Origin of the sequence: Streptomyces sp. NBC_01408, assembly GCF_026340255.1 — a bacterium.
GTDB lineage: Bacteria > Actinomycetota > Actinomycetes > Streptomycetales > Streptomycetaceae > Streptomyces.
In genome coordinates this window covers 1,097,391-1,121,980 of the sequence record NZ_JAPEPJ010000002.1, presented here as the reverse complement: position 1 = coordinate 1,121,980, position 24,590 = coordinate 1,097,391, and the positions used below count along the sequence as shown (strand labels likewise).

Sequence of the window (24,590 nt, the reverse complement as noted above, 5' to 3'; positions counted from 1 at the left end):
CGACCCCGACGGCGCCGACGCAGTCACCCCGCCCGCCCCGCCCGCCCCGCCCGGGGCACCCGAGGCCTCCGCCGAACCCACCCGGCCAGCCGGGACCGGCGTGCCCGCCGCCCGGTCCCCGCACGCCGCAGGCGACCCGGCCGTCCCGCCCGCCCGTCCCGCCGCAGGCGACCGCGCCGCCCCGCCCGCCCGTCCCGCCGGGGGCGACCCGGCCGTCCCGCCCACCCGGCCCGCCGGGGGCGACGCGGCTGCCCTGCCCGCCCGGCCCGCCGCAGGCGACCCGGCAGGCGAACCGGTAGGCGGCACGGTCGGCGAGCCGCCTCTCTCCGTTCGCGACGTCACCGTCCGCTTCGCCGGGCTGACCGCGCTCGACGGGGTGTCCTTCACCGTCGAGCCCGGCAGCGTGCACGCCGTCATCGGGCCCAACGGCGCGGGCAAGTCCACCTGCCTCAACGTCCTCTCCGGGGTCTACCGCGCAGCGTCGGGCAGCGTCCGCTTCGGCGCCACCGAGCTCACCGGCCTCGCCCCGCACGACATCGCCGCCCTCGGCATCGCCCGGACCTTCCAGAACCTGGCCCTGCCCCCGCACACCACGGTCGCCGACAGCCTGCTGCTCGGCCGCCACCGGCTCATGCGGTCGGGCTTCCTCGCCACCGGGCTCCGGCTGCCGGCCGCCGCCCGCGAGGACCGCCGCCACCGCGAACGGGTCCGCGAGATCGCCGCCTTCGTCGGCCTGGAGGCCGACCTGGCCGCCCCCGCGGGCTCCCTCCCGTACGGCAAACAGAAACTCGTCGAGCTGGCCCGGGCCCTGTGCATGGAGCCCCGGCTGCTGCTCCTGGACGAACCCGTCGCCGGGATGACCGCGGACGAACGCCGGCGCACCGCCGCCGTCGTCGCGGGCGTCCGGGACGGCCTCGGCATATCGATCGTGCTGGTCGAACACGACATGGGGGTGGTGATGCGGCTCGCGGACGCGGTGACCGTACTCGACTTCGGAAAACGGATCGGCGGCGGAACCCCCGCCCAGGTGCAGAACGACCCAGCGGTCGTACGCGCCTATCTCGGCGAGGAGGACCCGGCCGCGTGACCACCTTCCTCGAACTCCTGCTCGGCGGACTCTCCATGGGCTCCGTCTACGCGCTCATCGCCCTCGGCTTCGTGGTCATCTTCAAGGCCACCGAGGTCGTCAACTTCGCCCACGCCTCCCTCCTCCTCGCCGGCGGATACGTCACCGCCGTCCTCCACGACGACATCGGCTTCTGGCCCGCCCTGGCCGCCGGCATCGGCGCGGCGGCCGCCGTCGGCGCGGGGGTGGAGTTCCTCGTGATGCGCCGCTACCGGGGCCAGGACCACAGCGTGCTGGCCATCGTCACCATCGGCGTGGACATCCTGATCACCACCGACCTCACCCGTCGCATCGGTACCGACGTCCTCGCGCTCGGCGACCCGTGGGGCGACGCGGTGGTCCACCTCGGCCCCGTCACCCTCCCGCAGACCCGCATCGCCGCCTTCGTCTCCGCGGCCCTCCTGATCGGCGCGTTCCTCCTGGTCTTCCGGTACACCGCCTGGGGCGTGGCCATGCGCGCCGCCGCCGAGAAGCCGGAGACCGCCGCGCTGATGGGCGTACGGCTGGGCCGGGTCTCCCTGGCCGCCTGGGCGGTCGCCGGAGCCCTGGCCGCCGTGGCGGCGCTCTTCCTCACCGTCTTCCCCACCCCCGGCCTGGAACGGGCCACCTCCCTGGCCGCCCTCAAGGCCTTCCCCGCGGCGATCCTCGGCGGCCTCGACTCCACCACCGGAGCCCTGGCGGGCGGCCTGATCGTGGGTGTCACCGAAGCCATGGCCACCGGCTACCAGAGCCAGCTCACCTTCCTCGGCCGCGGCATCGGCGACCTCGCCCCGTACCTGGTCATGGTCGCGGTGCTGCTGCTGCGCCCCGCGGGCCTCTTCGGCACGAAGGAGCTCGCCCGTGTCTGACGTGATCCCCGGGGCCGCCCCGGCCCCCGCCGCCCCGGCCGGGCCCGGCCCGACGCCCCCGGGCGCCGCCGGCAGGCCCCGCCGCGGCCGCGTCCGCCACGCCCTCTGGGCCGCCGCGGGGCTCGTCCTGCTCGCCCTGCCCTTCTACCTCGACCGGTTCTGGCTCCAGGCCGGGCTCTTCGCCATCGCCGCCGGGATCGGCGCCATCGGGCTCAACCTGCTCACCGGCGCCACCGGGCAGCTGTCCATGGGGCACGCCTTCTTCCTCGCCGTCGGCGCCTACGGGTACTGCGCGCTGGCCGGGGACGGCGGGCGCGCCGGCGGCCACGAGCTCGTCGGCCTCGGCCTGCCCAGCTGGCTCGCGGCCCTCCTCGCCGTCGCCCTCGCGGGCGCCGCCGGAGGGCTGTTCAGCCCGATCGCCGGTCGGCTGCGCGGCGCGTACCTCGGTATCGCCACGCTCGCGCTGATCTTCATCGGCCAGCACGTCCTGTTCAACGCCACCTCCCTCACCGGCGGCTTCAACGGCCGGGCCGTCGAACCCCTCTCCCTCCTCGGGATCACCTTCGACGACACCGAGACCGTGATCGCCGCCGTCCCCTTCCAGTCCGCCGAGAAGCTCTGGTACGTAGGCCTGGCCGCCCTCCTGGCCTGCGCCCTGTTCGCCCGGGGCATCCTGCACGGGCGCCCCGGCCGCGCCCTGAACGCCATCCGCGACCACAACATCGCCGCCGGGGTGATGGGCGTCCCCGTGGCCCGCTACCGGGCCGCCGTCTTCGTCCTGTCCTCCATGTACGCGGGGCTGGCCGGGGTCCTGCTGGCCCTGGTCTTCCAGCGCACCGTGCCCGACTACTTCGGCATGGTCCTGTCCCTCGAATACCTCGCCATGATCGTGATCGGCGGCCTGGGCACGGTCGCGGGCGCGGTCATCGGCGCCGCCTTCGTCTCCCTGCTGCCCCAGCTGCTCACCCGCTACAGCGACGCCCTCCCGCTCGTGTCCGCCCCAGGCACCGGCGGGATCGCTCCGGGCGAGGCGTCCCGCTACCTGTACGGCGCGGCCGTCGTCGCGGTCGTCCTGTTCCTCCCCGGCGGTCTGGCCCGGATCGCCGCCGCCACCACGTCCGCACGTTCCGCACGTCCCCCGAAGGAGCCAGCGTGAAGAGACCCAGCCCGAACAGAGCACGGTGCGCCGCGGCGTCCCTGGCGGCCGCGCTCGTCCTCACCGGCGCCGCCGGGTGCAGCGGCAAGGCGGGAAGCGGTACGCAGGAGAAGCAGGCGGAGGGAGGCGTCAAGACCGGTACGGGGGTCAGCGACACCGCCATCCAGCTCGGTGCCCTGACCGACATGACCGGGGTCTACGCCTCGCTGGGCAAGAGCGTCACCCAGGCCCAGCAGCTCTGGATCAAGCAGGCCAACGCGGCGGGCGGCATCTGCGGCCGGCAGCTGGAGCTCACGGTCCGCGACCACGGCTACGACCCGCAGAAGGCCCTGGCCGCCTACACCGAGCTGGAGCCCAAGGTGCTGGGCTTCGCCCAGTTCATCGGCTCCCCGTTCGTCGCCGCGGCCAAGGACCGCATCGACGGGCAGCACAAGGCCCTGGTCATCCCCCAGGCCTGGTCGGCCTCGCTGCTCGGCAGCCCGTACATCCGCACGGTGGGCGCCACGTACGACATCGAGACGGTCAACGCCATCGGCTACCTCCTCGACCAGAAGCGCATCGCCTCGGGGGACAAGATCGGACACGTGTACTTCGAGGGCGACTACGGCGAGAACGCCCTGGCCGGTGCCAAGCACGCGGCCCGGGAGGCCGGGCTGAGCATCGTCGAGCAGAAGATCAAACCCACCGACAACGACATGTCCGCGCAGGTGGCGGCCCTCAAGCAGGCCGGGGTCAAGGCCGTGGTGATCAGCGCCGGACCCAAGCAGGCGGCCTCGCTCGTCGGGGTGGCCGCGGCGGGCGGCTGGAACGTCCCGGTGGTCGGCAACAACTCGGCCTTCGCCCCCCAGCTGCTCGCCACCCCGGCGGGCGCGGCCCTGCAGAAGGACTACTACGTGGCCGCGTCCACCCTGCCGATCGGCGATGCCGCCCCCGGCCCGACGGCCCTCGCCGCGGCCTACAAGGCGGAGTACCCGGGCGCGGGCCTCGACAACGGCGTGGTGGCCGGCTACTCGGCCGCCGCGGTCTACGGGGAGGCCCTGAAGAAGGCCTGCGCCGACAAGGACCTCACCCGCGCGGGCGTCGGCAAGGCACTGCTGAGTCTGAAGTCCTACGACAGCGGCTTCGGGATCACGCACGACTTCTCCGACCCGAAGGCCCCCTCCACCCGGCAGAGCGTGATCATGAAGCCGGACGAGCAGACCCCGGGCGGCCTGAAGGTGGTCAAGCCCCCCACAGTCGCCCCGGCGGCGGAGAAGTACACCCCGACCGATTAAGCCCCTCCGGCGTTTGAGGAGCGGGGTCCGGGGCGGAGCCCCGGGAAACGGACCGTAAGCCGGAAACGACGGAAGGGCCCCCGGACGCCATCGGCATCCGGGGGCCCTTCCCTGTACAGCTACAGCTAGCGCAGCGTCGTGGCGCGGGCCTCGCGGCGGTTGTGCCGGAAGGTGTTCGCCCGGCGCGTCGTCGCGAACAGCGGAATGGTCGCCGCCAGCGCGATCTGCAGCGCACAACCCGTCTGGAGGAGCAGCTGACCGCCCGGGGCGTCGAAGGCCCAGGCCGCCAGCAGACCCATGGCCCCGACGATCCAGCTGAGCATGGCCACCGCGAGGACACCCCGCGGCTTGGGGTACTCGACCCGGCTCACCATCAGCCAGGCCACCCCGATGATCGCCAGCAGCGTCGGGATGAACGGCAGCTCCAGCAGGACGATCGAGACGACCGTCAGCGCGCCGAAGGGGCTCGGCATGCCCTGGAACATGCCGTCCTTCATCGTCACGCAGCTGAATCTGGCGAGTCTGAGCACCACGGCGAGCAGCACCACGATCGCGGCCAGCGCCGACATCTTCTGGTGCGCGTCGTCGGCGACCATGCCGTAGACGAGCACGAAGTACGCGGGAGCCAGGCCGAAGCTGATCAGGTCGGACAGGTTGTCCAGCTCGGCACCCATCGGCGAGCTGCGCAGCTTGCGGGCCACGATGCCGTCGAAGAGGTCGAAGACCGCCGCGAGCAGCATCAGTATCACCGCGGTCGCCGCGCTGTGCCGGGCCATGCCCGACTCGCCGCTGCCGGTGAGGTGCGGGATGAGGATTCCGGTGGTGGTGAAGTACACCGCCATGAATCCGCAGGTCGCGTTACCGAGCGTGAGGGTGTCCGCTATCGACAGTCGCAGCGAGAGCGGCATGTCGTCTTCGGCGGACTCCTCCTCGGCGGACTCGGGCACCCAGCCGGCGGCAGGAGTCTCGGGGTCAGTCACGGTCAATTCGGGTCACCCCCGCGGTGGTGGCCTGTCCGACCTCGACCGCGACCTCGACACCCTCGGGGAGGTAGATGTCGACGCGGGAGCCGAAGCGGATCAGACCGATGCGTTCGCCCTGCTCCACCTTGGTGCCGGCCGGCAGGTACGGGACGATGCGGCGTGCGACGGCGCCGGCGATCTGCACCATCTCGATGTCACCGAGCTCGGTGTCGAAGTGCCAGACAACGCGCTCGTTGTTCTCGCTCTCCTTGTTGAACGCCGGGACGAACCCGCCGGGGATGTGCTCCACGGACGTCACCGTGCCCGCGAGGGGCGCGCGGTTGACGTGGACGTTCAGCGGGCTCATGAAGATCGCGACCCGGGTCCGCCCGTCCTTCCACGGCATGATGCTCTGCACCACACCGTCGGCGGGCGAGATGACACGGCCCTGAGCGATCTCACGCTCGGGGTCGCGGAAGAACCACAGCATGCCCGCCGCGAGCGCGGTGGCGGGCACGGCCGCCGCGGCCCAGCGCCCGGACTTGCGCGCCCGGGTGAGGCTGAGCGCCGCGGTGGCGACGGTCGGCAGAAGCCACGGCGATGCTCCGCGTGCGAGACGTCCGTTGAGGAAGCCGACGCGAGGTGCAGAGGTTTGGCTGTGGGGCATGGATGACCTTCGTAGCGGGTGATTGCCGCGCCGCAAACGGGGGGACGGGACGGCGGCTTTACTGGAATGCTATCGGTTGCGCGCAACAACTGGGCAAGCCAGAAGCCGAGTCGATGGCCGTCGGCCAGTGACTGACAGTGATCCTTTTGCGACGAACCCATGGATGATTCGCCGCAAAAGGTACGTTCAGCCCTGGAGGCGGTACTCCTCGAGCAGGCGTCGCCCGATGATCATTTTCTGGATCTCGGCGGTACCTTCACCGATCAACAGCATCGGAGCCTCGCGGTAGAGGCGCTCGATCTCGTACTCCTTCGAGAATCCGTATCCGCCGTGGATACGGAAGGCGTCCTCGACGACTTCCTTGCAGTACTCGGAGGCGAGGTACTTCGCCATCCCTGCTTCGAGGTCGTTTCGTTCCCCGGAGTCCTTTTTGCGTGCTGCATTCACCATCATCGCATGAGCGGCTTCGACCTTGGTAGCCATCTCGGCCAGCTTGAACTGGATGGCCTGGTGTTCGGCGATCGGCTTGCCGAAAGTGTGACGTTGCTGGGCGTACGAGACACCCAGTTCGAAAGCACGCTGAGCGACGCCACAGCCACGCGCCGCCACGTTGACGCGGCCGACCTCGACTCCGTCCATCATTTGGTAAAACCCTCGGCCGGTCTCCCCGCCCAGGACCCGATTGGCCGGAATGCGCAGTCCGTCCATGATGAGCTCGGTCGTGTCGACCCCCTTGTAGCCCATCTTGTCGATCTTGCCGGGGATGGTCAGGCCCGGACGGACCTCCCCGAAGCCCGGCTCCTTCTCGACGAGGAAGGTGGTCATCGACTTGTGGGGCGCGGTGCCCTCGGGGTGTCCTTCGTCACTTCGTACGAGGACCGCCACCAGGTTCGAGCTGCCGCCGTTCGTCAGCCACATCTTCTGGCCGTTCAGGACGTACTCGTCACCGTCCCGCACCGCCTTCGAGCTGATGGCCGACACGTCCGAGCCCAGCGCCGGCTCGGACATCGAGAACGCGCCGCGCACCTCGCCCAGCGCCATCCGCGGGAGGAAGTGGTCCTTCTGCTCCTGCGTGCCGTGCTGCTTGAGCATGTACGCCACGATGAAGTGGGTGTTGATGATGCCCGAGACGGACATCCAGCCGCGTGCTATCTCCTCGACGCACAGCGCGTAGGTGAGGAGCGACTCACCCAGGCCGCCGTACTCCTCGGGAATCATCAGGCCGAACAGGCCGAGCTCCTTGAGGCCGTCGACGATGTCCTGCGGGTACTCGTCGCGGTGCTCCAGCTCGGTCGCGACCGGGATGATCTCCTTGTCGACGAACTCCCGGACGGTCTTGAGGATCTCCCGCTGGACGTCCGTGAGCCCGGCGGTCTGGGCGAGTCGGGCCATGGCTACTTCCCCTGTTCCTTCAGCGTGGGGCGGCCGGGCTGCTCGCCGCCGCGCTCCTTGATGTACGTCTCGGTCGGGACCATCACCTTGCGCCGGAAGACGCAGACGAGGGTGCCGTCCTGCTTGTAGCCCTTGGTCTCCACGTAGACGATGCCGCGGTCGTTCTTCGACTTCGACGGGGTCTTGTCGAGGACCGTGGTCTCGCCGTACAGGGTGTCGCCGTGGAAGGTCGGCGCCACGTGCCGCAGGGACTCGATCTCCAGGTTGGCGATGGCCTTCCCGGAGACGTCCGGCACCGACATGCCCAGCAGCAGCGAGTAGATGTAGTTGCCCACGACCACGTTCTTGCCGAAGTCGGTGGTGTTCTCGGCGTAGTTGCTGTCCATGTGGAGCGGGTGGTGGTTCATGGTCAGCAGACAGAAGAGGTGGTCGTCGTACTCCGTGACCGTCTTCCCGGGCCAGTGCTTGTAGACCGCCCCGACCTCGAACTCTTCGTACGTGCGTCCGAACTGCATGGGGATCAGGCCTCCGGGATCTCGAACTTGCTGGTGCGCTGCATACCGCCGGCGCGCCCCTTGCCCGCGATGACCAGGGCCATCTTGCGGCTGGCCTCGTCGATCATCTCGTCGCCGAGCATCGCCGAGCCCTTCTTGCCGCCGGCCTCGGAGGTGCACCAGTCGTACGCGTCGAGGATCAGCTCGGCGTGGTCGTAGTCCTCCTGCGAGGGGGAGAAGACCTCGTTGGCCGCGTCGACCTGGCCCGGGTGCAGCACCCACTTGCCGTCGAAGCCCAGGGCCGCCGCCCGGCCGGCCACCTCGCGGTACGCGTCCACGTCGCGGATCTGGAGGAAGGGGCCGTCGATCGCCTGGAGGTTGTGCGTACGGGCCGCCATCAGGATCCGCATCAGGATGTAGTGGTAGGCGTCCGCGCCGTAACCGGGCGGCTGCATGCCCACGACCAGCGTCTTCATGTTGATGGAGGCCATGAAGTCGGCCGGCCCGAAGATGATCGTCTCCAGCCGCGGCGAGGCGGCGGCGATCTCGTCGACGTTCACCAGGCCCTTGGCGTTCTCGATCTGCGCCTCGATGCCGATCTTGCCGACCTCGAAGCCCATGGTCTTCTCGATCTGCGTCAGCAGGAGGTCGAGGGCCACGATCTGCTGGGCGTCCTGGACCTTCGGCAGCATGATGCAGTCGAGGTTCTGGCCGGCACCCTCCACGACCGTGATGACGTCGCGGTACGTCCAGTGCGTGGTCCAGTCGTTGACGCGCACGACCCGGGTCTTACCCGTCCAGTCGCCGTTGTTCAGCGCGTCCACGATCGTGTGGCGGGCGCCTTCCTTGGCGAGGGGCGCGCAGGCGTCCTCCAGGTCCAGGAAGACCTGGTCGGCCGGCAGGCCCTGGGCCTTCTCCAGGAACCGCGGGTTCGAGCCGGGCACCGCGAGGCAGGAGCGGCGCGGGCGGAGACGGTTCACCGGGTGGACGGGCGTGGTCATGCGGGGACCTCCGTGCTTGCAAGGTTTTCGGTGTCGTGAAGGGGGTCGAGCTTGTTGGCTTTGCGGATCTCGTCGACGATACGTCCGATGATCTCCGTGATGCCGAAGTCCTTCGGCGTGAAGACGGCGGCGACTCCGGCCGCCTTGAGTGTCACGGCATCCGCGTTCGGAATGATGCCTCCGACGATGACAGGAATGTCACCCGCCCCCGCCGCGCGCAGGCGTTCGAGGACATCCGGGACGAGTGCGCTGTGGGATCCGGACAGGATGGACAGTCCCACGCAGTGCACGTCCTCGGCCAGTGCCGCCGAGGAGATCTCCTCGGGTGTCAGCCGGATGCCCTGGTAGACCACCTCGAAGCCCGCGTCGCGGGCCCGGACGGCGATCTGCTCGGCGCCGTTGGAGTGCCCGTCCAGGCCGGGCTTGCCGACCAGCAGGCGCAGTCGGCCCGAGCCGAGCTCGTCGGCCGTACGGGACACCTTCGCGCGGACCCCGTGCATCGGGGTGCCCGGCTCGGCGGTGACGGCCACCGGGGCCGAGGAGACCCCGGTCGGCGCGCGGAACTCGCCGAACACCTCGCGCAGCGCGCTCGACCACTCGCCGGTGGTGACACCCGCCCGGGCGCACTCCAGGGTGGCTTCCATCAGGTTCTCGGTGCCGGCCGCGGCCTCCTTGAGCCGCTCCAGGGCCTGCCGGGTGGTGGGGAAGACGAACGGGTCGCCGTTCCCCTGCCGGTCCGAGGACTCCTGACGCTCGGCCCGCCAGCGGACGATGCGCTCGACGGTGAGCGCCTCCACTGCCGGGTCGACCGTCATGATGGCGCCGTCCAGGTCGGACGTGAGCGGGTTCTCCTCGGTCTGCTGGAAGCAGTTGACACCGACGATCTTGTCCTCGCCGGCCTCGATCCTCGCGCGCCGTTCGGCGTGCGAGGAGACCAGCTCGGACTTCAGGTACCCGGACTCGACGGCCGCCATGGCGCCGCCCATCTCCTGGATCCGGTCGATCTCGGCCAGGCAGTCGGCGACCAGGGAGTCGACTTTGGCCTCGATGACGTGGGATCCGGCGAAGATGTCCTCGTACTCCAGCAGGTCGCTCTCCAGGGCGAGGACCTGCTGGATGCGCAGCGACCACTGCTGGTCCCAGGGCCGGGGCAGGCCCAGCGCCTCGTTCCAGGCGGGCAGCTGCACGGCGCGGGCGCGGGCGTCCTTGGAGAGGGTGACCGCCAGCATCTCCAGGACGATGCGCTGGACGTTGTTCTCCGGCTGCGCCTCGGTCAGGCCGAGCGAGTTGACCTGGACGCCGTAGCGGAAGCGGCGCTGCTTGTCGTTCTCGATGCCGTAGCGCTCGCGGGTGACCTTGTCCCAGATGCGGCCGAAGGCGCGCATCTTGCACATCTCCTCGATGAAGCGGACGCCCGCGTTCACGAAGAAGGAGATACGGGCGACCACCTCGCCGAAGCGCTCCTCGGGCACCTGGCCCGAGTCGCGCACCGAGTCGAGCACGGCGATCGCGGTCGACATCGCGTACGAGATCTCCTGGACCGGGGTGGCCCCGGCCTCCTGGAGGTGGTACGAGCAGATGTTGATCGGGTTCCACTTCGGGATGTGGTTGACCGTGTACGCGATCATGTCGGTCGTCAGGCGGAGCGAGGGCCCGGGCGGGAAGACGTGCGTCCCGCGCGAGAGGTACTCCTTGACGATGTCGTTCTGGGTGGTGCCCTGGAGCTGGGTGATGTCCGCGCCCTGCTCCTCGGCGGCCACCTGGTAGAGCGCCAGCAGCCACATGGCGGTGGCGTTGATCGTCATCGAGGTGTTCATCTGCTCCAGGGGTATGTCCTGGAACAGCCGCCGCATGTCGCCCAGATGGGAGACCGGGACCCCGACCCGGCCCACCTCGCCGCGGGCGAGGATGTGGTCGGGGTCGTAGCCGGTCTGCGTCGGAAGGTCGAACGCGACCGACAGGCCGGTCTGGCCCTTGGCGAGGTTGCGGCGGTACAGCTCGTTGGACGCCTCGGCCGTGGAGTGGCCGGCATACGTCCGCATGAGCCACGGACGGTCCTTCTGGCGCTCTGTCATCTCAGGCGTTCCCTCTGGCCCTTAGATGTTGCGGAAGCGGTTGATGGCGTCGAGGTGCGTGGCGCGCATCTCGTGGTCGCGGACGCCCAGACCCTCCTCGGGGGCCAGCGCGAGGACGCCGACCTTGCCCTGGTGGAGGTTGCGGTGGACGTCGTAGGCGGCCTGGCCGGTCTCCTCCAGGGAGTAGACCCTCGAGAGGGTGGGGTGGATCTTGCCCTTGGCGACCAGGCGGTTGGCTTCCCAGGCCTCGCGGTAGTTCGCGAAGTGCGAGCCGACGATCTTCTTCAGGGACATCCACAGGTAGCGGTTGTCGTACTCGTGGTTGTAGCCCGAGGTCGAGGCGCAGGTGACGATCGTGCCGCCCTTGCGGGTGACGTAGACCGAGGCGCCGAAGGTCTCGCGGCCGGGGTGCTCGAAGACGATGTCCACGTCCTCGCCGCCGGTCAGCTCGCGGATGCGCTTGCCGAAGCGCTTCCACTCCTTCGGGTCCTGGGTGTGCTCGTCCTTCCAGAACTTGTAGCCCTCGGCGCTGCGGTCGATGATCGCGGTCGCGCCCATCGCGCGGCAGATGTCCGCCTTCTGCGAGCTGGAGACGACACAGATCGGGTTGGCGCCGCCGGCCAGCGCGAACTGGGTGGCGTACGAGCCGAGTCCGCCGCTGGCGCCCCAGATCAGGACGTTGTCGCCCTGCTTCATGCCGGCGCCGTTGCGCGAGACCAGCTGGCGGTAGGCGGTGGAGTTGACCAGGCCGGGGGAGGCGGCCTCCTCCCAGCTGAGGTGGTCGGGCTTGGGCATCAGCTGGTTCGACTTGACGAGCGCGATCTCGGCGAGTCCGCCGAAGTTGGTCTCGAAGCCCCAGATGCGCTGCTCGGGGTCGAGCATCGTGTCGTTGTGGCCGTCGGAGGACTCCAGCTCGACCGAGAGGCAGTGCGCGACGACCTCGTCACCGGGCTTCCAGGCGTTGACGCCGGGGCCGGTGCGCAGCACGACGCCCGCGAGGTCGGAGCCGATGATGTGGTACGGGAGGTCGTGGCGCTTGGTGAGCTCCGACAGGCGCCCGTAGCGCTCCAGGAAGCTGAAGGTGGACACCGGCTCGAAGATCGAGGTCCACACGGAGTTGTAGTTGACCGAGGAGGCCATGACGGCGACCAGGGCCTCGCCCGGGCCCAGTTCCGGCACCGGGACCTGGTCCAGGTGCAGGGACTTGCGCGGGTCCTTCTCGCGCGTCGTGAGCCCCGCGAACATCTCCGCCTCGTCCTTGTGCACGGTGATCGCGCGGTACGACTCGGGGAGCGGCAGGGCCGCGAAGTCTGCGGCTGTGGCGGACTGCGACTGAATCGCGTCCAGGATGTCCTTCACGGTAGAGCCTCCGGCTTAGCGCTGATGAGGGTGCGCTGAGGTAAACGGGGGTGCGTAGAGCGTGTGTGGTGTGCCGTCGGTCCGGCTGGTGCGGTGGTGCTGGGCGACGCCCGTGGTGGGGCGTGCGGTGCCTGGTGACGCAGGCATCCGGGGCGCGTTCCGTGCCGGGTGGGCGTGGGTCGCGGGGACATCCGGACTGCTTTCAACGTATGGCACCCCGTGTCACCCGGCAAGGCACGGCGTGCCAAAACTTTCTCTCATTTGCCGATTGACCTGCACCGATGAGCGATGATCGATCAGAGTTACCCGTGAGTAGGGGCAAGGTGGACATACGGAAGTGGCCGCCCCCGAAACGGGGGCGGCCAGTGTGACGAGCGTCGCGTGCTCGTCCCGCTACTTGTTCTTCAGTGCCTCTTCGATGGTCCGCATGACCTCGTCCAGCGGAGCGTCCGTACGGGCCACCGCCACCAGCACCTCGCCCTGCGTACGGACCGCCGCCGGCGGGGCGGGCGCCGTGCTCAGCGTGCGGCCCGCGCCGATCCCCGTACCGAAGGTCTTCCGCACGATGGAGAAGGCGTGGTCCAGCTGCGCCTCCACGTCCCCCTGCCCGCCCGCCCGCAGCCAGCGCCGCAGCACGTGGTTGTGGGCGGTCACCACCGCGGAGGCGGCCACCTCGGCCAGCAGCGGGTCGTCGTTGCCGTCGTGCGGCTCGTGCTCGTCGAAGTGGGCCAGCAGGTAGCGGGTGAACAGCCGCTCGTACCGGGCCACCGAGGCGATCTCCCGCTCCCGCAGCGCCGGTACCTCGCGGGTCAGCCGGTAGCGCTCCACCGACACCGCCGGCGAGGCGGCGTACATCTTCATGACTTCCTTGATCCCGCGGCACACCGTGTCGAGCGGGTGCTCGTGCGCCGGGGCCACGTCCAGCACGGCCTCGGCGCGGGTCAGGGTGTCGTCGTGGTCCGGGAAGATCGCCTCTTCCTTGGACCGGAAGTGCCGGAAGAACGTCCGCCGCGCCACCCCGGCGGTCGCGGCGATCTCGTCGACCGTCGTCGCCTCGTACCCCTTGGTCGCGAACAGCTCCATGGCGGCCGCGGCGAGCTCGCGGCGCATCTTGAGCCGCTGCGCGGCCGCCCGGGTGCCGGCCGCGCTCTCCGGGGCGTCGGAGGCCGAGGAGCTGCGGGGTGAGGTCTTGGCGGGCTGGGACATAGAGCGAAAGTACTTCATTTGCGCAGGGGAGCGCGCCTGCGGGGGGTGGTAGGGGGGTGGATGCGGGGGAGAGCCCGCACTGGGCTCGGGAGGGTCAGTCCGCCGTGAGGGTCCGGCGGACCCGAGCAGCCCTCCCCACGCATCCGGCTCATGGGCCTGCCGGTCAGCGGGTGTCCCCTTACCGGCGGGCGTACTCACGGAATCCGCGGCCGGTCTTCCGGCCCAGGCAGCCCGCCGCCACCAGGTGCTCCAGCAGCGGGGACGGGGCCAGGCCCGGGTCGCGGAACTCCTTGTGGAGCACCTTCTCGATGGCCAGCGAGACATCGAGGCCGACGACGTCGAGGAGCTCGAAGGGCCCCATCGGGTACCCGCCGCCCAGCTTCATCGCCGCGTCGATGTCGTCGAGGGTGGCGTAGTGCTGCTCGACCATCTTCACGGCGTTGTTCAGGTACGGGAACAGCAGCGCGTTCACGATGAACCCGGCCCGGTCCCCGCAGTCCACCGGGTGCTTGCGCACCTTGACGCAGATGTCGCGGACCGTGGCGTGCACGTCGTCGGCCGTCAGGACCGTGCGGACCACCTCGACCAGCTTCATCGCCGGGGCCGGGTTGAAGAAGTGCATGCCGATCACGTCCTGCGGGCGCGAGGTCACCCGGGCGACCGCGATCACCGGCAGCGAGGAGGTGGTCGTGGCCAGCACCGCACCCGGCTTGCAGACCTTGTCCAGGGCCGCGAAGAGCTCCTGCTTGACCGCCAGGTCCTCGGCGACGGCCTCCACGGCCAGGTCCACCTCGGCGAAGGCGTCCAGCGAACCCGCCGGGGTGATCCGGGCCAGGGTCTGCGCGGCCGCCTCCTCGGTGAGCCGCCCCTTGGCCACCGCACGGCCGAGGGACTTCCCGATCGCGGCCTTCGCCGCCTCGGCCTTCTCCGCGCTGCGGGCGGCCAGCACCACCGCGAACCCGGACTGCGCGAAGACCTGCGCGATCCCGCTCGCCATGGTGCCCGAGCCGGCCACGCCGACCGTGCTGACGGGACGGCCCTCACCGGTCAGGCCCCCGTCCGGCGGGGTCTGCGCGTCACGCACGACCGTGGAGCTGCCCGGGGCCTCGTAGGTGTAGAAGCCGCGCCCCGCCTTCTGCCCGGTCAGGCCGGCCTCGGCGAGGTGGCCCAGGATCGGGGCCGGGGCGTGCAGCCGGTCGCCGGAGGAGGTGTACATGGCCTCCAGGACGGTACGGGCGGTGTCCACGCCGATCAGGTCGAGCAGCGCGAGCGGGCCCATGGGCAGACCGCAGCCGAGCCGCATCGCCGCGTCGATGTCCTCGCGGGAGGCGTACTTGGACTCGTACATGGCGGCGGCCTGGTTGAGGTAGCCGAAGAGGAGTCCGTCGGCGACGAAGCCGGGGCGGTCGCCGACCGCGACGGGCTCCTTGCCGAGCGCGCGGGCCAGCGCGGTGACCGCCTCGACGGCCGGCGGTGCGGTGAGGACCGAGGAGACCACCTCGACCAGCTTCATCGCCGGGGCCGGGTTGAAGAAGTGCAGGCCCAGCACGCGCTCGGGGTGCTGGGACTCGGCGGCGAGCCGGGTCACCGAGAGCGCGTTGGTGCCGGTCGCCAGGATCGTGTCGGGCCGGACGATCGCGTCGAGCTCGCGGAACACCTGCTGCTTGAGCTCGTACGACTCGGGCACGACCTCGATCACGAGATCCGCCTCCGCGGCGGCGGCCAGGTCGCCGAAGGTGCGGAAGCGGGCGAGCACGTCCGCCCGCTCCTGCTCGCTGAGGCGCTCCCTTGTGACGGAACGGGCGGTGGCGGCGGCGAGGGCGGCCGAGGCCCGGCGGGCGGCGCTCTCGCTGACGTCGATGCCGATGACCTCGTGACCGGCCCGGGCGAGGACCTCGGCGATGCCGGTGCCCATCGTGCCGAGGCCGACGACGGCGATGGTCTGGAGGGTGGGGTGACTGGACGGACGGTCCATCGAGGGACTCCAGTGGAAGAGGGTGACGACTGAGGGGGCGCGCGGCGCACAGCGCGCGCTGATGCCGTACGGAGAACCGTGCGGGAGGAGCCCAGGGGCGAAGGCCCGGGAGGGCGGGAACGGAGCGGCCCTGTCCCGGGGCCACGCCGTGCGAATACGAACCGACCGGCACGAGGCGGCTGCGTCACCAGGCCACCCTCGTACGTATGGAAGTGACAGTAACCCGTCGGTAACTGGTGCGCCAGAGTGCGGAGATGTGACCTGTACCGCCCAAATGTACCGATCATCGATCATCGATCATCAGCCGTTACGCGGGGCCGGTCGCGACGCTAGGGTGGCCCGCGTGAACGACGTGCTGGAGCGCCTGCGAGCGGAAGCCACCGGTTCGCCGGAGTACCCGGTGTACGAGTCGCTGCTCGCGGCCGGACCGGACGCCCTGGCCGCCTCCCTGACCTCGGCCGGACTGCCCCTGTGGGCCCGCGAACTGGCCGCGTACCGGCTGGGTCTGGCAGGGGACCGCCGCGCCTTCGAGTCCCTGGTGCTGCTCCTCAACCACCGGGACCCGCCGCGCTGCGCGGCCGCCGCCGAGGCCCTCGCCGTACTGGGCGACCCGCGCACCGCCCGCGCGGCCGCCGCCCTCGCCACCAACGGCCTGCGCACGGCCTACGCCCTCCAGCCGGTCCGGCTGCTCACCGCCCTGCGCGCCCCGGAGTCGGCCCCGGCGCTGATCGCCACCCTGTCCCGGCTGCTGTCCCCGCACGATCCGTACTGGCGGGTCGCGCTGGCCTGCGTCGAGGGCCTGGGCGCCCTCGCCGACCCGCGCGCCCGCGAGGTCCTGACCCGGGCCCAGTCGCACCCGCGCCTGGCGGTGGCGGCGACGAAGGCGCTGCGCGCGCTCGGCTGAACTCACACCCCCTCGGGGACGACGGCGAAGGCCTCCACCTCCAGCAGGAGCTCGGGGCGGAACAGTGCCGCGACCTGGACCGCGGAGGACGCGGGGAGCCGGTCGGCGGGGATCACGGCGTCCCGGGCCTCCCGGACCGCCGGGAGGTGGGCGACGTCCGCGACGAAGCAGGTGAGCTTCACGACGTCGTCGAAGGTCGCCCCGGCCGCCGAGGGTTCAGCCGCGGAAGCCCAGCAGGCCGTGCAGGGCCGCGCCGCCGGCCGAGGGGGTCACCGCGCGGGTGGCCGCGGTCGGCTTCGGGGCCGCCTGCGCGGGGCAGGTGGCGTCCGCGGCCTGCCCGGTCCTCAGGTACGCCGCGACCTTCTCGTCCAGGCACTTGTTGCCGCTCAGCGCGATGCCGTGGTTGCCGCCGCCCTCCTCGACGACCAGGGCCGCGCCCTTCAGCTTCTCCCGCATGCTGAGCGCGCCCGCGAACGGCGTCGCCGCGTCCTCCGTCGCCTGGAGCAGGAGGGCGGGCGGCAGGGCGACGTTGGTCACGTCAGGGGCCCGCAGCGGCTCGGTCGGCCAGAACGCGCACGGGGCGTTGTACCAGGCGTTGTTCCAGGTCATGAACGGGGCCTTGGCGTGCGTGCGCCACATGTCCGCCCGCCACTGGTTCCAGTCCCGCGGCCAGGCCGAGTCCCGGCACTGCACCGCCGTGTACACGCTGTAGCTGTTGGCCGCGGCGGGCTCCACCGCTCCGAACCGCTCGTACGCCGCCACCAGCGGCTTCGGGTCCCCCTTCAGCGCGTACGCCGAGAAGGCCTCGGCGAGGCTCGGCCAGTAGCCGTTGAAGTAGCCGCCCGGCATGAAGGTGTCCTCCAGCTCGGAGGGCCCCACCTTGCCGCCGGCGGGGGTCTTGCGCAGCGCGTCCCGCATCGCGTACCAGCGCGCCTCGACCCGTGCCGGATCGGTGCCCAGCCGGTACGTGGCGTCGTACTGGGCCACCCAGGCCAGGAAGGCCTTGTGGCGGGAGTCGAAGGCCTGGTCCTGGGAGAGGTTGTCCTGGTACCAGACCCCGCCCGGGTCGACCACCGAGTCAAGGACGAGCCGGCGCACCCGGTCCGGGTGGAGCTTGGCGTACACGGCGCCCAGGTAGGTCCCGTACGAGTAGCCGAAGTAGCTGATCTTCTCGGCGCCCAGCGCGGTGCGCACCCTCTCGATGTCGCGGGCGGCCGAGACCGTGCCGATGTGCGGGAGCACGTCCGCGTGCGCACTCCGGCAGGACTCGGCGAAGGAGCGCACCCGCTCCAGGTTGGCCCGCTCGGTCGCCGCGTCGCGCGGTACCGAGTCCGGGCGTACGGGGGTGAAGTGGCCGGCCCCGCAGGCCAGGGCCGGCTCGCTCTTGCCCACGCCCCGCGGGTCGAAGCCGATCACGTCGTACTGGGCGGCCACGTCCTTGGGCAGGGCGGAGGCGATGAACCCGGCGAGGGCGCGGCCGCTGCCGCCCGGCCCGCCGGGGTTGACCAGCAGCGGGCCCTGGGAGGCGGCGGCGGTGTGCGGGACCCGGGTGAGGGCGAGGGAGATCTGCCGCCCCGCGGGCAGGTCGTGGTCGAGGGGGACCTTGAGGGAGGCGCACTGCAGCGTGGGGTAGCGGGGGGTCGCGCAGTCGGTCCAGCGCAGGGCCGCCTTCGACGGCGCCGGGGCGGGCGGCGCCGCCGGTGCGGCCGTGACCGGGCTCGCGAGTGCGGCGGCGACGGTGGAGATCGAGAGCAGGACAGCGGCGCGCTTCTTCAAGGGGTGCAGCATGGGGCCTCCCAGCCGAGGGTTCTGGGCGGAATCGTCCCGGAAACCGCGTCCGGAAAGCGGTATTGGGCCCTCCAATGGCCCGATGTGATGACTTCTCAGGGGCTGCCGGGGGTCACAGGAGGGTGAGCTGGGTAGGCGGAGCTGACACCGGCTCCGCGGGCCGCTCGGGGGTGAGTACGCGGCGAGCCGCTCCGCGCCCGCCCGGACCGATGCCGAATGCGGCCGCCAGCTCGTGCACTTGGCGGGTGATCTGCCGCTGGTACCAGGTGGGCGCGTACGAGCCGCCCGCGTACATCCGCTCGTACCGCCCGACGAGGTGCGGGTGGTGCTCACCCAGCCAGGCCGTGAACCATTCGCGCGCCCCGGGCCGCAGATGGAGTACCAGGGGTGTCACGGAGGTGGCGCCCGACTCGGCGACGGCGCGGACCGTGTCCCGCAGCTGCTCCGGCGCGTCGCCGAGGAAGGGGATGACCGGCGCCATCAGCACCCCGCACTCCAGGCCGGCGTCGGTCAGGGTCCGTACGGCGGCCAGCCGGGCGGCGGGGGAGGGCGTACCGGGTTCGACGGTCCGCCACAGCTCGTGGTCGTCCCGTCCGGCCCGGATTTGGGCGCCCGGCCCGGAGGTGGTTGGCTTCGCCGTGACGAGCGATCACAACTGGAGGAACAGCTATGGCGCAGGTCGAGGCCACCACGGAGCGGATCATCGCGGCCGACGCGGAGACCGTGTTCGACGCGCTGGCGGACTACACCGGGACCCGGGGGAAGCTCCTGCCCGAGCACTTCAGCGAGTACGAGGTGATCGAGGGCGGCGACGGCGAGGGCACCCTCGTCCACTGGAAGCTCCAGGCCACCAGCAAGCGCGTGCGCGACTGCCTGCTCGAGGTCACCGAGCCCACCGACGGAGAGCTGGTGGAGAAGGACCGCAACTCCACCATGGTCACCACCTGGGTCGTCACCCCGGCCGGCGAGGGCAAGTCCAAGGCCGTCGTCACCACCGTGTGGAACGGCGCCGGCGGCATCGGCGGCTTCTTCGAGCGCACCTTCGCGCCCAAGGGCCTCGGCCGGATCTACGACACCCTGCTGGCCAACCTGGCGGGCGAAGTCGAGGGCTGAGAGGACTAGGGGGTGTCCGGTGGGTCAGGGCCGGGCCCGGCCCTGACCCACCGGACACCCCCTGAGTCCGAAGTGATGTCGTCCGCCCGCTGACCGGTGGGGCCCGCGCGGGCCGCGGGGGCTCACCGGATCGGGTGGATTTCCCGGCGGCGCCCGAGCCGCCGGAAGCCGGGCGTGGCCCCGGGCCGACAGGGGCCCCGGCGGTTAGGGTGGGCCTTCTGCGCGTGCCGTCCGCGTTGCCGGTGCGGACCGCGCGCACCGAGACGCGTGCGCCGGCCACGTGCACCGAACGCGAGCAACCGACCGCCCGGGGGCCCGATGAAGATCCTCATCTCCGCCGACATGGAAGGCGCCACGGGCGTCACCTGGCCCGCCGACGTGCTGCCCGGGACGCCGCAGTGGGAGCGCTGCCGGCCGATGTTCACCTCCGACGTCAACGCCGCAGTCCTCGGCTTCTACGACGGCGGCGCCGACCAGGTCCTCGTCAACGAGGCCCACTGGACCATGCGCAACCTGCTGCTGGAGCGGCTCGACGCACGCGTCGAGATGCTGACCGGCCGCCACAAGTCCCTCTCCATGGTCGAGGGTGTCCAGCACGGCGACGTGGACGGCGTCGCCTTCGTCGGCTACCACACGGGAGCCGGCACCGAAGGGGTCCTCGCACACACCTACCTCGCCAACTCCATCACCGGGGTCTGGGTCAACGGGGTGCGCGCCAGTGAGGGACTGCTCAACGCGCACGTCGTCGCCGAGTACGGGGTACCGGTCGTCCTGGTCACCGGCGATGACCTGACCTGCGTGGACGCCGCGGGCTACGCGCCGGACGCGGTGACCGTCGCGGTGAAGGACCACGTCTCGCGGTACGCCGCCGTCTGCCGCACCCCGGCCCGTACCGCCGCCGACATCCGGGCCGCCGCCAAGGAGGCCACGGCGCTCGCGGTGCGCCGCGATCCTGTGGCCGGCGGCCCCTACACGGTGGAGCTGGAGTTCGACGCCGAGCACCTGGCCATGGCCGCCACCGTGGTCCCGGGCGCCGAGCGGTGCGCGGAACGCAGGGTCGCGTACAGCAGCGAGACGATGTACGAGGGGATCCGGACCTTCAAGGCGGTCACGACCGTCGTCTCGGCCGCTGTGGAGGAGCAGTATGGCTGACATGCCCGCCATCACCGCCGAGGCCGTCGGTCCGCCCCCGGCCCATGCCCCGGTACCGGTCCCCGCCGGTGTCCCGGAGCCCCCGCCGGCCGTCGTCGTGGACGAGACCGCGCTCGCGGAAGCAGTCGAGTTCACCTCGGGCCTCATCCGTATCGACACCACCAACCGGGGCGGCGGCGACTGCCGCGAGCGCCCCGCCGCCGAGTACGTCGCCGAGCGGCTCGCCGCCGCCGGCCTGGAGCCGGTCCTGCTGGAGCGCACCCCGGGCCGCACCAATGTGGTGGCCCGGATCGAGGGCACCGACCGCGGGGCCGGGGCCCTCCTGGTCCACGGCCACCTCGACGTGGTCCCGGCCGAGGCCGCCGACTGGAGCGTCGACCCCTTCTCCGGCGAGGTGCGCGACGGCGTGGTCTGGGGCCGCGGCGCCGTCGACATGAAGAACATGGACGCGATGGTCCTGGCCGTCGTACGGGCCTGGGCCCGGGCCGGGGTGAAGCCGCGCCGGGACATCGTGATCGCCTACACCGCCGACGAGGAGGACACCGCCGTCGACGGCTCCGGCTACCTCGCCGACCACCACCCCGGCCTCTTCGAAGGCTGCACGGAGGGCATCAGCGAATCCGGGGCCTTCACCGTGCACACCGGCACGGGGCCCGCCCTCTACCCGATCGCCGCCGGTGAACGTGGCACCGCCTGGCTGAAGTTGACGGCGTACGGCACCGCGGGCCACGGCTCCAAGCCCAACCGCGCCAACGCCGTGAGCCGGCTCGCGGCCGCCGTCGCCCGCATCGGCGAGTACCGGTGGCCGGTCCGCCTCAGCGACACCGTCACCGCCTGCATCACCGAACTCGCCGCGATCCAGGGCCTGTCGGTGGATCCACGGAGCCCCGGCTTCGACCTCGATGCGGTCCTCACCGGGCTCGGCCCGGCCGCCGCCCTGGTGGATGCGACCGTACGCAACAGCGCCAACCCGACCATCCTCAGCGCCGGTTACAAGCTCAACGTCGTCCCCGGGGAGGCCACCGGCTACGTCGACGGGCGGATACTGCCCGGCGGCGAGGCCGAGTTCATCGCCACCCTCGACGAACTCACCGGCGCCGACGTGCGCTGGGAGTTCCACCACCGCGAGACGGCGCTCGAAGCCCCGGTGGACGGGCGGACGTACGGGATCCTGCGAGAGTCCGTCGAACGCTTCGACCCCGACGGGCGCGTGGTGCCGTTCTGCATGGCGGGCGGCACCGACGCCAAGCAGTTCTCCCGCCTGGGCATCACCGGCTACGGGTTCTCCCCCCTGAAGCTCCCGCCGGGCTTCGACTACTGGTCCCTCTTCCACGGGGTGGACGAGCGGGTCCCCGTCGAAGCCCTCCACTTCGGGGTCCGGGTCCTCGACCACGCACTGCGGACTCTGTGAGGGGAACCCTGTGATGGTGGCGCCGACCCTGCCCTACGGAAGCTGGCCCTCACCCATCGACGCGGGCCTCGCCGCCGCGCTCGACGGGCGGCCCGAGTACGTCGGCGCGATCGGCCCCGAGGTCTGGTGGACCGAGCCCCGGCCCCAGGAGGGCGGCCGCCGCGCCCTCGTCCGCCGCCCCGCCGGCGGCGGTCCCGTCGGCGAGGCCGTCACCGCGCTGCCCGCACCGTGGAACGTGCGCAGCAGGGTCACCGAGTACGGCGGCCAGCCCTGGGCCGGGGCCGAACGGGCCGCGGGCGGGCCCCTGCTGGTGTTCGTCCACTTCGCCGACCAGCGGCTCTACGCGTACGAGCCGGACGCCCCCGACGGCGCACCGCCGCGGCCCCTGACGCCCGTCTCCGAGGTCGGCGGCGGACTGCGCTGGGCCGATCCGGTGCTGCGCGGCGGCGAAGTCTGGTGCGTGCTGGAGGAGTTCACCGGTCCGGCCCCGACCGACGTGCGCCGGGTGCTGGCCGCCGTACCGCTGGACGGGTCGGCGGCCGGGGACCGGGGCGCCGTACGGGAACTGACCGACGGCCGGCACCGGTTCAGCACCGGGCCCCGGCTCTCCCCGGACGGGCGGCGCGCCGCCTGGCTGGTGTGGGACCACCCCCGGATGCCCTGGGACGGCACCGAGCTGCTGCTGGCCGAGATCACCGCGGACGGGGAGCTGACCGGGGTGCGCACCGTGTTCGGCGGCCCCGAGGAGGCCGTCGCCCAGGTGGAGTGGACCCCCGGCGGGACCCTCCTCGCCGTGAGCGACCGCGGCGGCTGGTGGAACCCGTACCGGGTGGACCCCGAAACGGGCGAGGCGGTCAACCTGTGCCCCCGCGAGGAGGAGTTCGGCGGCGCGCTGTGGAAGCCCGGGCTGCGCTGGCTCGCCCCGCTGCCCGACGGCCTCCTCGCCGTCCTGCACGGCCAGGGCTCCTCGGTGCTGGGCATCCTCGACCCGGACAGCGGCGACCTGGTGGACGCGGCCGGTCCGTGGACGGCCTGGCAGCCGACGCTCGCCGTGAGCGGGACCCGGGTCTACGGGGTCGCCGCCAGCCCGCGCAGCGCGTACGAGGTGGTGGAGCTGGACACGGCCAGCGGGCACGCCCGGGTGATCGGCGGCGGGGCCCGGTCCGGGGCGGCCGCGGCGGGTGCGGCGGGCGGCGCTGGCGGCGCGGGCCGGCTGGACCCGGCCTACTACCCGGAGCCGCAGAGCCGCACCTTCCTCGGCCCCGACGACCGGCAGATCCACGCGCACGTCTACCCGCCCCACCACCCCACCTGCCGGGCCCCCGCCGACGAGCTGCCCCCGTACGTGGTGTGGGCGCACGGCGGCCCCACCGACCACGTGCCGCCCGTACTCGACCTGCACATCGCCTACTTCACCTCGCGCGGCATCGGGGTGGTGGAGGTGAACTACGGCGGCTCCACCGGCTACGGCCGCGCCTACCGCGAGCGGCTGCGCGAGCAGTGGGGCGTGGTGGACGTGGAGGACTGCGCGGCGGTGGCCCGCGCGCTGGCCGCCGAGGGCACCGCCGACCCGCACCGGCTCGCCATCCGCGGCGGCAGCGCGGGCGGCTGGACGGCGGCCGCCTCCCTGGCCGCCACCGACCTCTACGCCTGCGCGGCCATCATCTACCCGGTGCTGGACCTGCTGGGCTTCGCCGAGGAGACCCACGACCTGGAGTCCCACTACACCGACGGCCTCGCAGGGCCCCCGCAGACCCTCGGCGTCCGCTGCCGCGAGCGCTCGCCGGTGGCCCGCGCCGACCGGATCACCGCCCCGTTCGTCCTGCTCCAGGGGCTGGACGACCCGGTCTGCCCGCCGGCCCAGGCGGAGCGGCTGCTGGCCGCGATGCGGGGCCGGTCGGTACCGCACGCCTACGTGGCCTTCGAGGGCGAGGGCCACGGCTTCCGGCGGGCCGACACCATGGTCCGGGCGCTGGAGGCGGAACTGTCGCTGTACGCCCAGGTCTTCGGGATCGAACGCGCGGACGTCCCCCGTCTGGCCCTGCACGACTGACCTCCCGGGGATGCGGTCACGGCGTGGGTGGAGCCCTGCGCATAGCCTGGGACCGTGACCTTCTCCCCCTACCTGCGCGAGGGTGCCCGCGTGGGCCTGCGGCCCTTCCGGCTCGCCGACGGGCCCGAGTTCACCGCCCGCGTGCGGGAGAGCCGCGAGCTCCACCGGCCGTGGCTGTTCCCGCCCTCGACCGTCGAGGAGTACGAGCCCTACGCGCGCCGCCTGGCAGCGGGCGAGGACCGGGCCGGATTCCTCGTCTGCGAGCTCGGGACCGGGGCCGTCGCCGGATTCGTCAACGTCAACAACATCGTGCGCGGAGCCTTCGAGTGCGGGGCCCTCGGCTACGGCGCCTTCGCGCACGCCGCCGGGCGGGGGTTCCTCCGGGAAGCCCTCGGCCTGGTCCGCGCGCACGCCTTCGCCCCGGCGGGGGAAGGCCTCGGACTGCACCGCCTGGAGGCCAACATCCAGCCCGCGAACGCCGCTTCGATCGCGCTGGTGCGCGGCGCGGGCTTCCGGCTCGAAGGGTTCTCCCCGGACTTCCTCCACATCGACGGGGCCTGGCGCGACCACGAACGCTGGGCGGTCACGGCCGAAATGCCGTGCCCGCCGGGCCCGCGTGGAACAGGATGAGGTC

General features: G+C 71.9%; 20 protein-coding genes and 2 pseudogenes. 10 read left to right on the top strand and 12 right to left on the bottom strand.

Annotation, left to right across the window (positions count from 1 at the left end):
• Positions 1-358 precede the first annotated feature (358 nt).
• Genes OG447_RS27205 through OG447_RS27190 form a run of 4 tightly spaced genes read left to right on the top strand, consistent with a single transcriptional unit; the run spans position 359 to position 4,404 of the window.
• The gene (locus OG447_RS27205; protein WP_266940170.1) at positions 359-1,087 is read left to right on the top strand and encodes an ABC transporter ATP-binding protein; all 729 of its coding nucleotides are present in this window, start codon (positions 359-361) and stop codon (positions 1,085-1,087) included.
• Positions 1,084-1,974 (top strand): branched-chain amino acid ABC transporter permease, encoded by an 891-nt coding sequence (locus OG447_RS27200; protein ID WP_266939959.1) that lies wholly within the window; start codon positions 1,084-1,086, stop codon positions 1,972-1,974. The genes OG447_RS27205 and OG447_RS27200 overlap by 4 nt, the downstream gene beginning before the upstream one ends.
• Positions 1,967-3,130, top strand: a complete 1,164-nt coding sequence (locus OG447_RS27195; protein ID WP_266939958.1) for a branched-chain amino acid ABC transporter permease — start codon at positions 1,967-1,969, stop codon at positions 3,128-3,130. The genes OG447_RS27200 and OG447_RS27195 overlap by 8 nt, the downstream gene beginning before the upstream one ends.
• Positions 3,127-4,404: an ABC transporter substrate-binding protein gene (locus tag OG447_RS27190; protein WP_266939957.1), complete on the top strand. Its 1,278-nt coding sequence runs from the start codon at positions 3,127-3,129 to the stop codon at positions 4,402-4,404. Before OG447_RS27195 ends, OG447_RS27190 begins: the two co-directional genes overlap by 4 nt.
• A 125-nt stretch (positions 4,405-4,529) precedes the next feature.
• Here the strand turns inward: OG447_RS27190 and pssA are convergent, their stop codons facing one another.
• The 9 genes from pssA to OG447_RS27145 form a co-directional block, all read right to left on the bottom strand.
• Positions 4,530-5,351 carry a CDP-diacylglycerol--serine O-phosphatidyltransferase gene (pssA, locus tag OG447_RS27185; RefSeq protein WP_266940169.1) on the bottom strand — a complete coding sequence of 274 codons (822 nt, stop codon included), beginning with the start codon at positions 5,349-5,351 and terminating at the stop codon, positions 4,530-4,532.
• Positions 5,352-5,376: 25 nt separating this feature from the next.
• Positions 5,377-6,033, bottom strand: a complete 657-nt coding sequence (locus OG447_RS27180; RefSeq protein WP_266939956.1) for a phosphatidylserine decarboxylase — start codon at positions 6,031-6,033, stop codon at positions 5,377-5,379.
• Between the two features lie 186 nt (positions 6,034-6,219).
• Positions 6,220-7,425 (bottom strand): acyl-CoA dehydrogenase family protein, encoded by a 1,206-nt coding sequence (locus OG447_RS27175; protein WP_266939955.1) that lies wholly within the window; start codon positions 7,423-7,425, stop codon positions 6,220-6,222.
• Positions 7,426-7,427: 2 nt separating this feature from the next.
• The gene (locus OG447_RS27170) at positions 7,428-7,940 is read right to left on the bottom strand and encodes a MaoC family dehydratase (RefSeq protein ID WP_112450492.1); all 513 of its coding nucleotides are present in this window, start codon (positions 7,938-7,940) and stop codon (positions 7,428-7,430) included.
• 5 nt (positions 7,941-7,945) lie between these two features.
• Positions 7,946-8,920: a CoA ester lyase gene (locus tag OG447_RS27165; protein ID WP_266939954.1), complete on the bottom strand. Its 975-nt coding sequence runs from the start codon at positions 8,918-8,920 to the stop codon at positions 7,946-7,948.
• Positions 8,917-10,995 carry a protein meaA gene (locus OG447_RS27160; RefSeq protein ID WP_266939953.1) on the bottom strand — a complete coding sequence of 693 codons (2,079 nt, stop codon included), beginning with the start codon at positions 10,993-10,995 and terminating at the stop codon, positions 8,917-8,919. Before OG447_RS27160 ends, OG447_RS27165 begins: the two co-directional genes overlap by 4 nt.
• 21 nt (positions 10,996-11,016) lie before the next feature.
• Complete coding sequence (gene ccrA, locus OG447_RS27155) at positions 11,017-12,354, bottom strand: crotonyl-CoA carboxylase/reductase (RefSeq protein ID WP_266939952.1); 1,338 nt, start codon at positions 12,352-12,354, stop codon at positions 11,017-11,019.
• 393 nt (positions 12,355-12,747) lie between these two features.
• A complete protein-coding gene (locus tag OG447_RS27150) occupies positions 12,748-13,560 on the bottom strand; it encodes a TetR family transcriptional regulator (protein ID WP_266939951.1) in 813 nt (270 codons plus the stop codon).
• A gap of 178 nt (positions 13,561-13,738) precedes the next feature.
• Entirely contained in the window at positions 13,739-15,535 is a 1,797-nt protein-coding gene (locus OG447_RS27145; protein WP_266939950.1) for a 3-hydroxyacyl-CoA dehydrogenase family protein, read from the bottom strand.
• A 343-nt stretch (positions 15,536-15,878) separates the two neighbouring features.
• Here OG447_RS27145 and OG447_RS27140 point away from each other — a divergent pair, with 343 nt between their 5' ends.
• On the top strand, positions 15,879-16,439 hold the full coding sequence (locus tag OG447_RS27140; protein WP_266939949.1) for a HEAT repeat domain-containing protein: 561 nt from the start codon (positions 15,879-15,881) through the stop codon (positions 16,437-16,439).
• 2 nt (positions 16,440-16,441) lie between these two features.
• Here OG447_RS27140 and OG447_RS27135 read toward each other — a convergent pair.
• From OG447_RS27135 to OG447_RS27125, 3 genes and pseudogenes are all read right to left on the bottom strand, one after another.
• Positions 16,442-16,648 (bottom strand): annotated as a pseudogene (locus tag OG447_RS27135) (RidA family protein); the annotation flags it as partial.
• Between the two features lie 7 nt (positions 16,649-16,655).
• Positions 16,656-18,227: an alpha/beta hydrolase gene (locus OG447_RS27130; protein ID WP_266939948.1), complete on the bottom strand. Its 1,572-nt coding sequence runs from the start codon at positions 18,225-18,227 to the stop codon at positions 16,656-16,658.
• A gap of 112 nt (positions 18,228-18,339) precedes the next feature.
• A pseudogene (locus OG447_RS27125) lies at positions 18,340-18,813 on the bottom strand (radical SAM protein); the annotation flags it as partial.
• 83 nt (positions 18,814-18,896) lie between these two features.
• Between OG447_RS27125 and OG447_RS27120 the strand changes: the two are divergent.
• The 5 genes from OG447_RS27120 to OG447_RS27100 all read left to right on the top strand — a co-directional run bounded on the left by OG447_RS27120 (position 18,897) and on the right by OG447_RS27100 (position 24,586).
• On the top strand, positions 18,897-19,340 hold the full coding sequence (locus OG447_RS27120) for an SRPBCC family protein (RefSeq protein WP_266939947.1): 444 nt from the start codon (positions 18,897-18,899) through the stop codon (positions 19,338-19,340).
• Positions 19,341-19,658: 318 nt separating this feature from the next.
• Positions 19,659-20,492, top strand: a complete 834-nt coding sequence (locus tag OG447_RS27115) for a M55 family metallopeptidase (protein ID WP_266939946.1) — start codon at positions 19,659-19,661, stop codon at positions 20,490-20,492.
• A complete protein-coding gene (locus OG447_RS27110; RefSeq protein ID WP_266939945.1) occupies positions 20,485-21,903 on the top strand; it encodes a M20/M25/M40 family metallo-hydrolase in 1,419 nt (472 codons plus the stop codon). The genes OG447_RS27115 and OG447_RS27110 overlap by 8 nt, the downstream gene beginning before the upstream one ends.
• A gap of 13 nt (positions 21,904-21,916) precedes the next feature.
• Positions 21,917-23,956: a prolyl oligopeptidase family serine peptidase gene (locus OG447_RS27105; RefSeq protein ID WP_266939944.1), complete on the top strand. Its 2,040-nt coding sequence runs from the start codon at positions 21,917-21,919 to the stop codon at positions 23,954-23,956.
• Positions 23,957-24,010: 54 nt separating this feature from the next.
• Positions 24,011-24,586, top strand: a complete 576-nt coding sequence (locus OG447_RS27100) for a GNAT family N-acetyltransferase (RefSeq protein ID WP_266939943.1) — start codon at positions 24,011-24,013, stop codon at positions 24,584-24,586.
• Positions 24,587-24,590: the final 4 nt, after the last annotated feature.

Bases quoted from the DNA above. Each gene is read 5' to 3' on its own strand.
- OG447_RS27150 (WP_266939951.1), bottom strand. From the start codon at position 13,560: ATGTCCCAGCCCGCCAAGACCTCACCCCGCAGCTCCTCGGCCTCCGAC.
- OG447_RS27165 (WP_266939954.1), bottom strand. From the start codon at position 8,920: ATGACCACGCCCGTCCACCCGGTGAACCGTCTCCGCCCGCGCCGCTCC.
- OG447_RS27170 (WP_112450492.1), bottom strand. From the start codon at position 7,940: ATGCAGTTCGGACGCACGTACGAAGAGTTCGAGGTCGGGGCGGTCTAC.
- OG447_RS27180 (WP_266939956.1), bottom strand. From the start codon at position 6,033: ATGCCCCACAGCCAAACCTCTGCACCTCGCGTCGGCTTCCTCAACGGA.
- OG447_RS27145 (WP_266939950.1), bottom strand. From the start codon at position 15,535: ATGGACCGTCCGTCCAGTCACCCCACCCTCCAGACCATCGCCGTCGTC.
- OG447_RS27130 (WP_266939948.1), bottom strand. From the start codon at position 18,227: ATGCTGCACCCCTTGAAGAAGCGCGCCGCTGTCCTGCTCTCGATCTCC.
- OG447_RS27110 (WP_266939945.1), top strand. From the start codon at position 20,485: ATGGCTGACATGCCCGCCATCACCGCCGAGGCCGTCGGTCCGCCCCCG.
- OG447_RS27160 (WP_266939953.1), bottom strand. From the start codon at position 10,995: ATGACAGAGCGCCAGAAGGACCGTCCGTGGCTCATGCGGACGTATGCC.
- OG447_RS27120 (WP_266939947.1), top strand. From the start codon at position 18,897: ATGGCGCAGGTCGAGGCCACCACGGAGCGGATCATCGCGGCCGACGCG.
- OG447_RS27175 (WP_266939955.1), bottom strand. From the start codon at position 7,425: ATGGCCCGACTCGCCCAGACCGCCGGGCTCACGGACGTCCAGCGGGAG.
- OG447_RS27115 (WP_266939946.1), top strand. From the start codon at position 19,659: ATGAAGATCCTCATCTCCGCCGACATGGAAGGCGCCACGGGCGTCACC.
- OG447_RS27105 (WP_266939944.1), top strand. From the start codon at position 21,917: ATGGTGGCGCCGACCCTGCCCTACGGAAGCTGGCCCTCACCCATCGAC.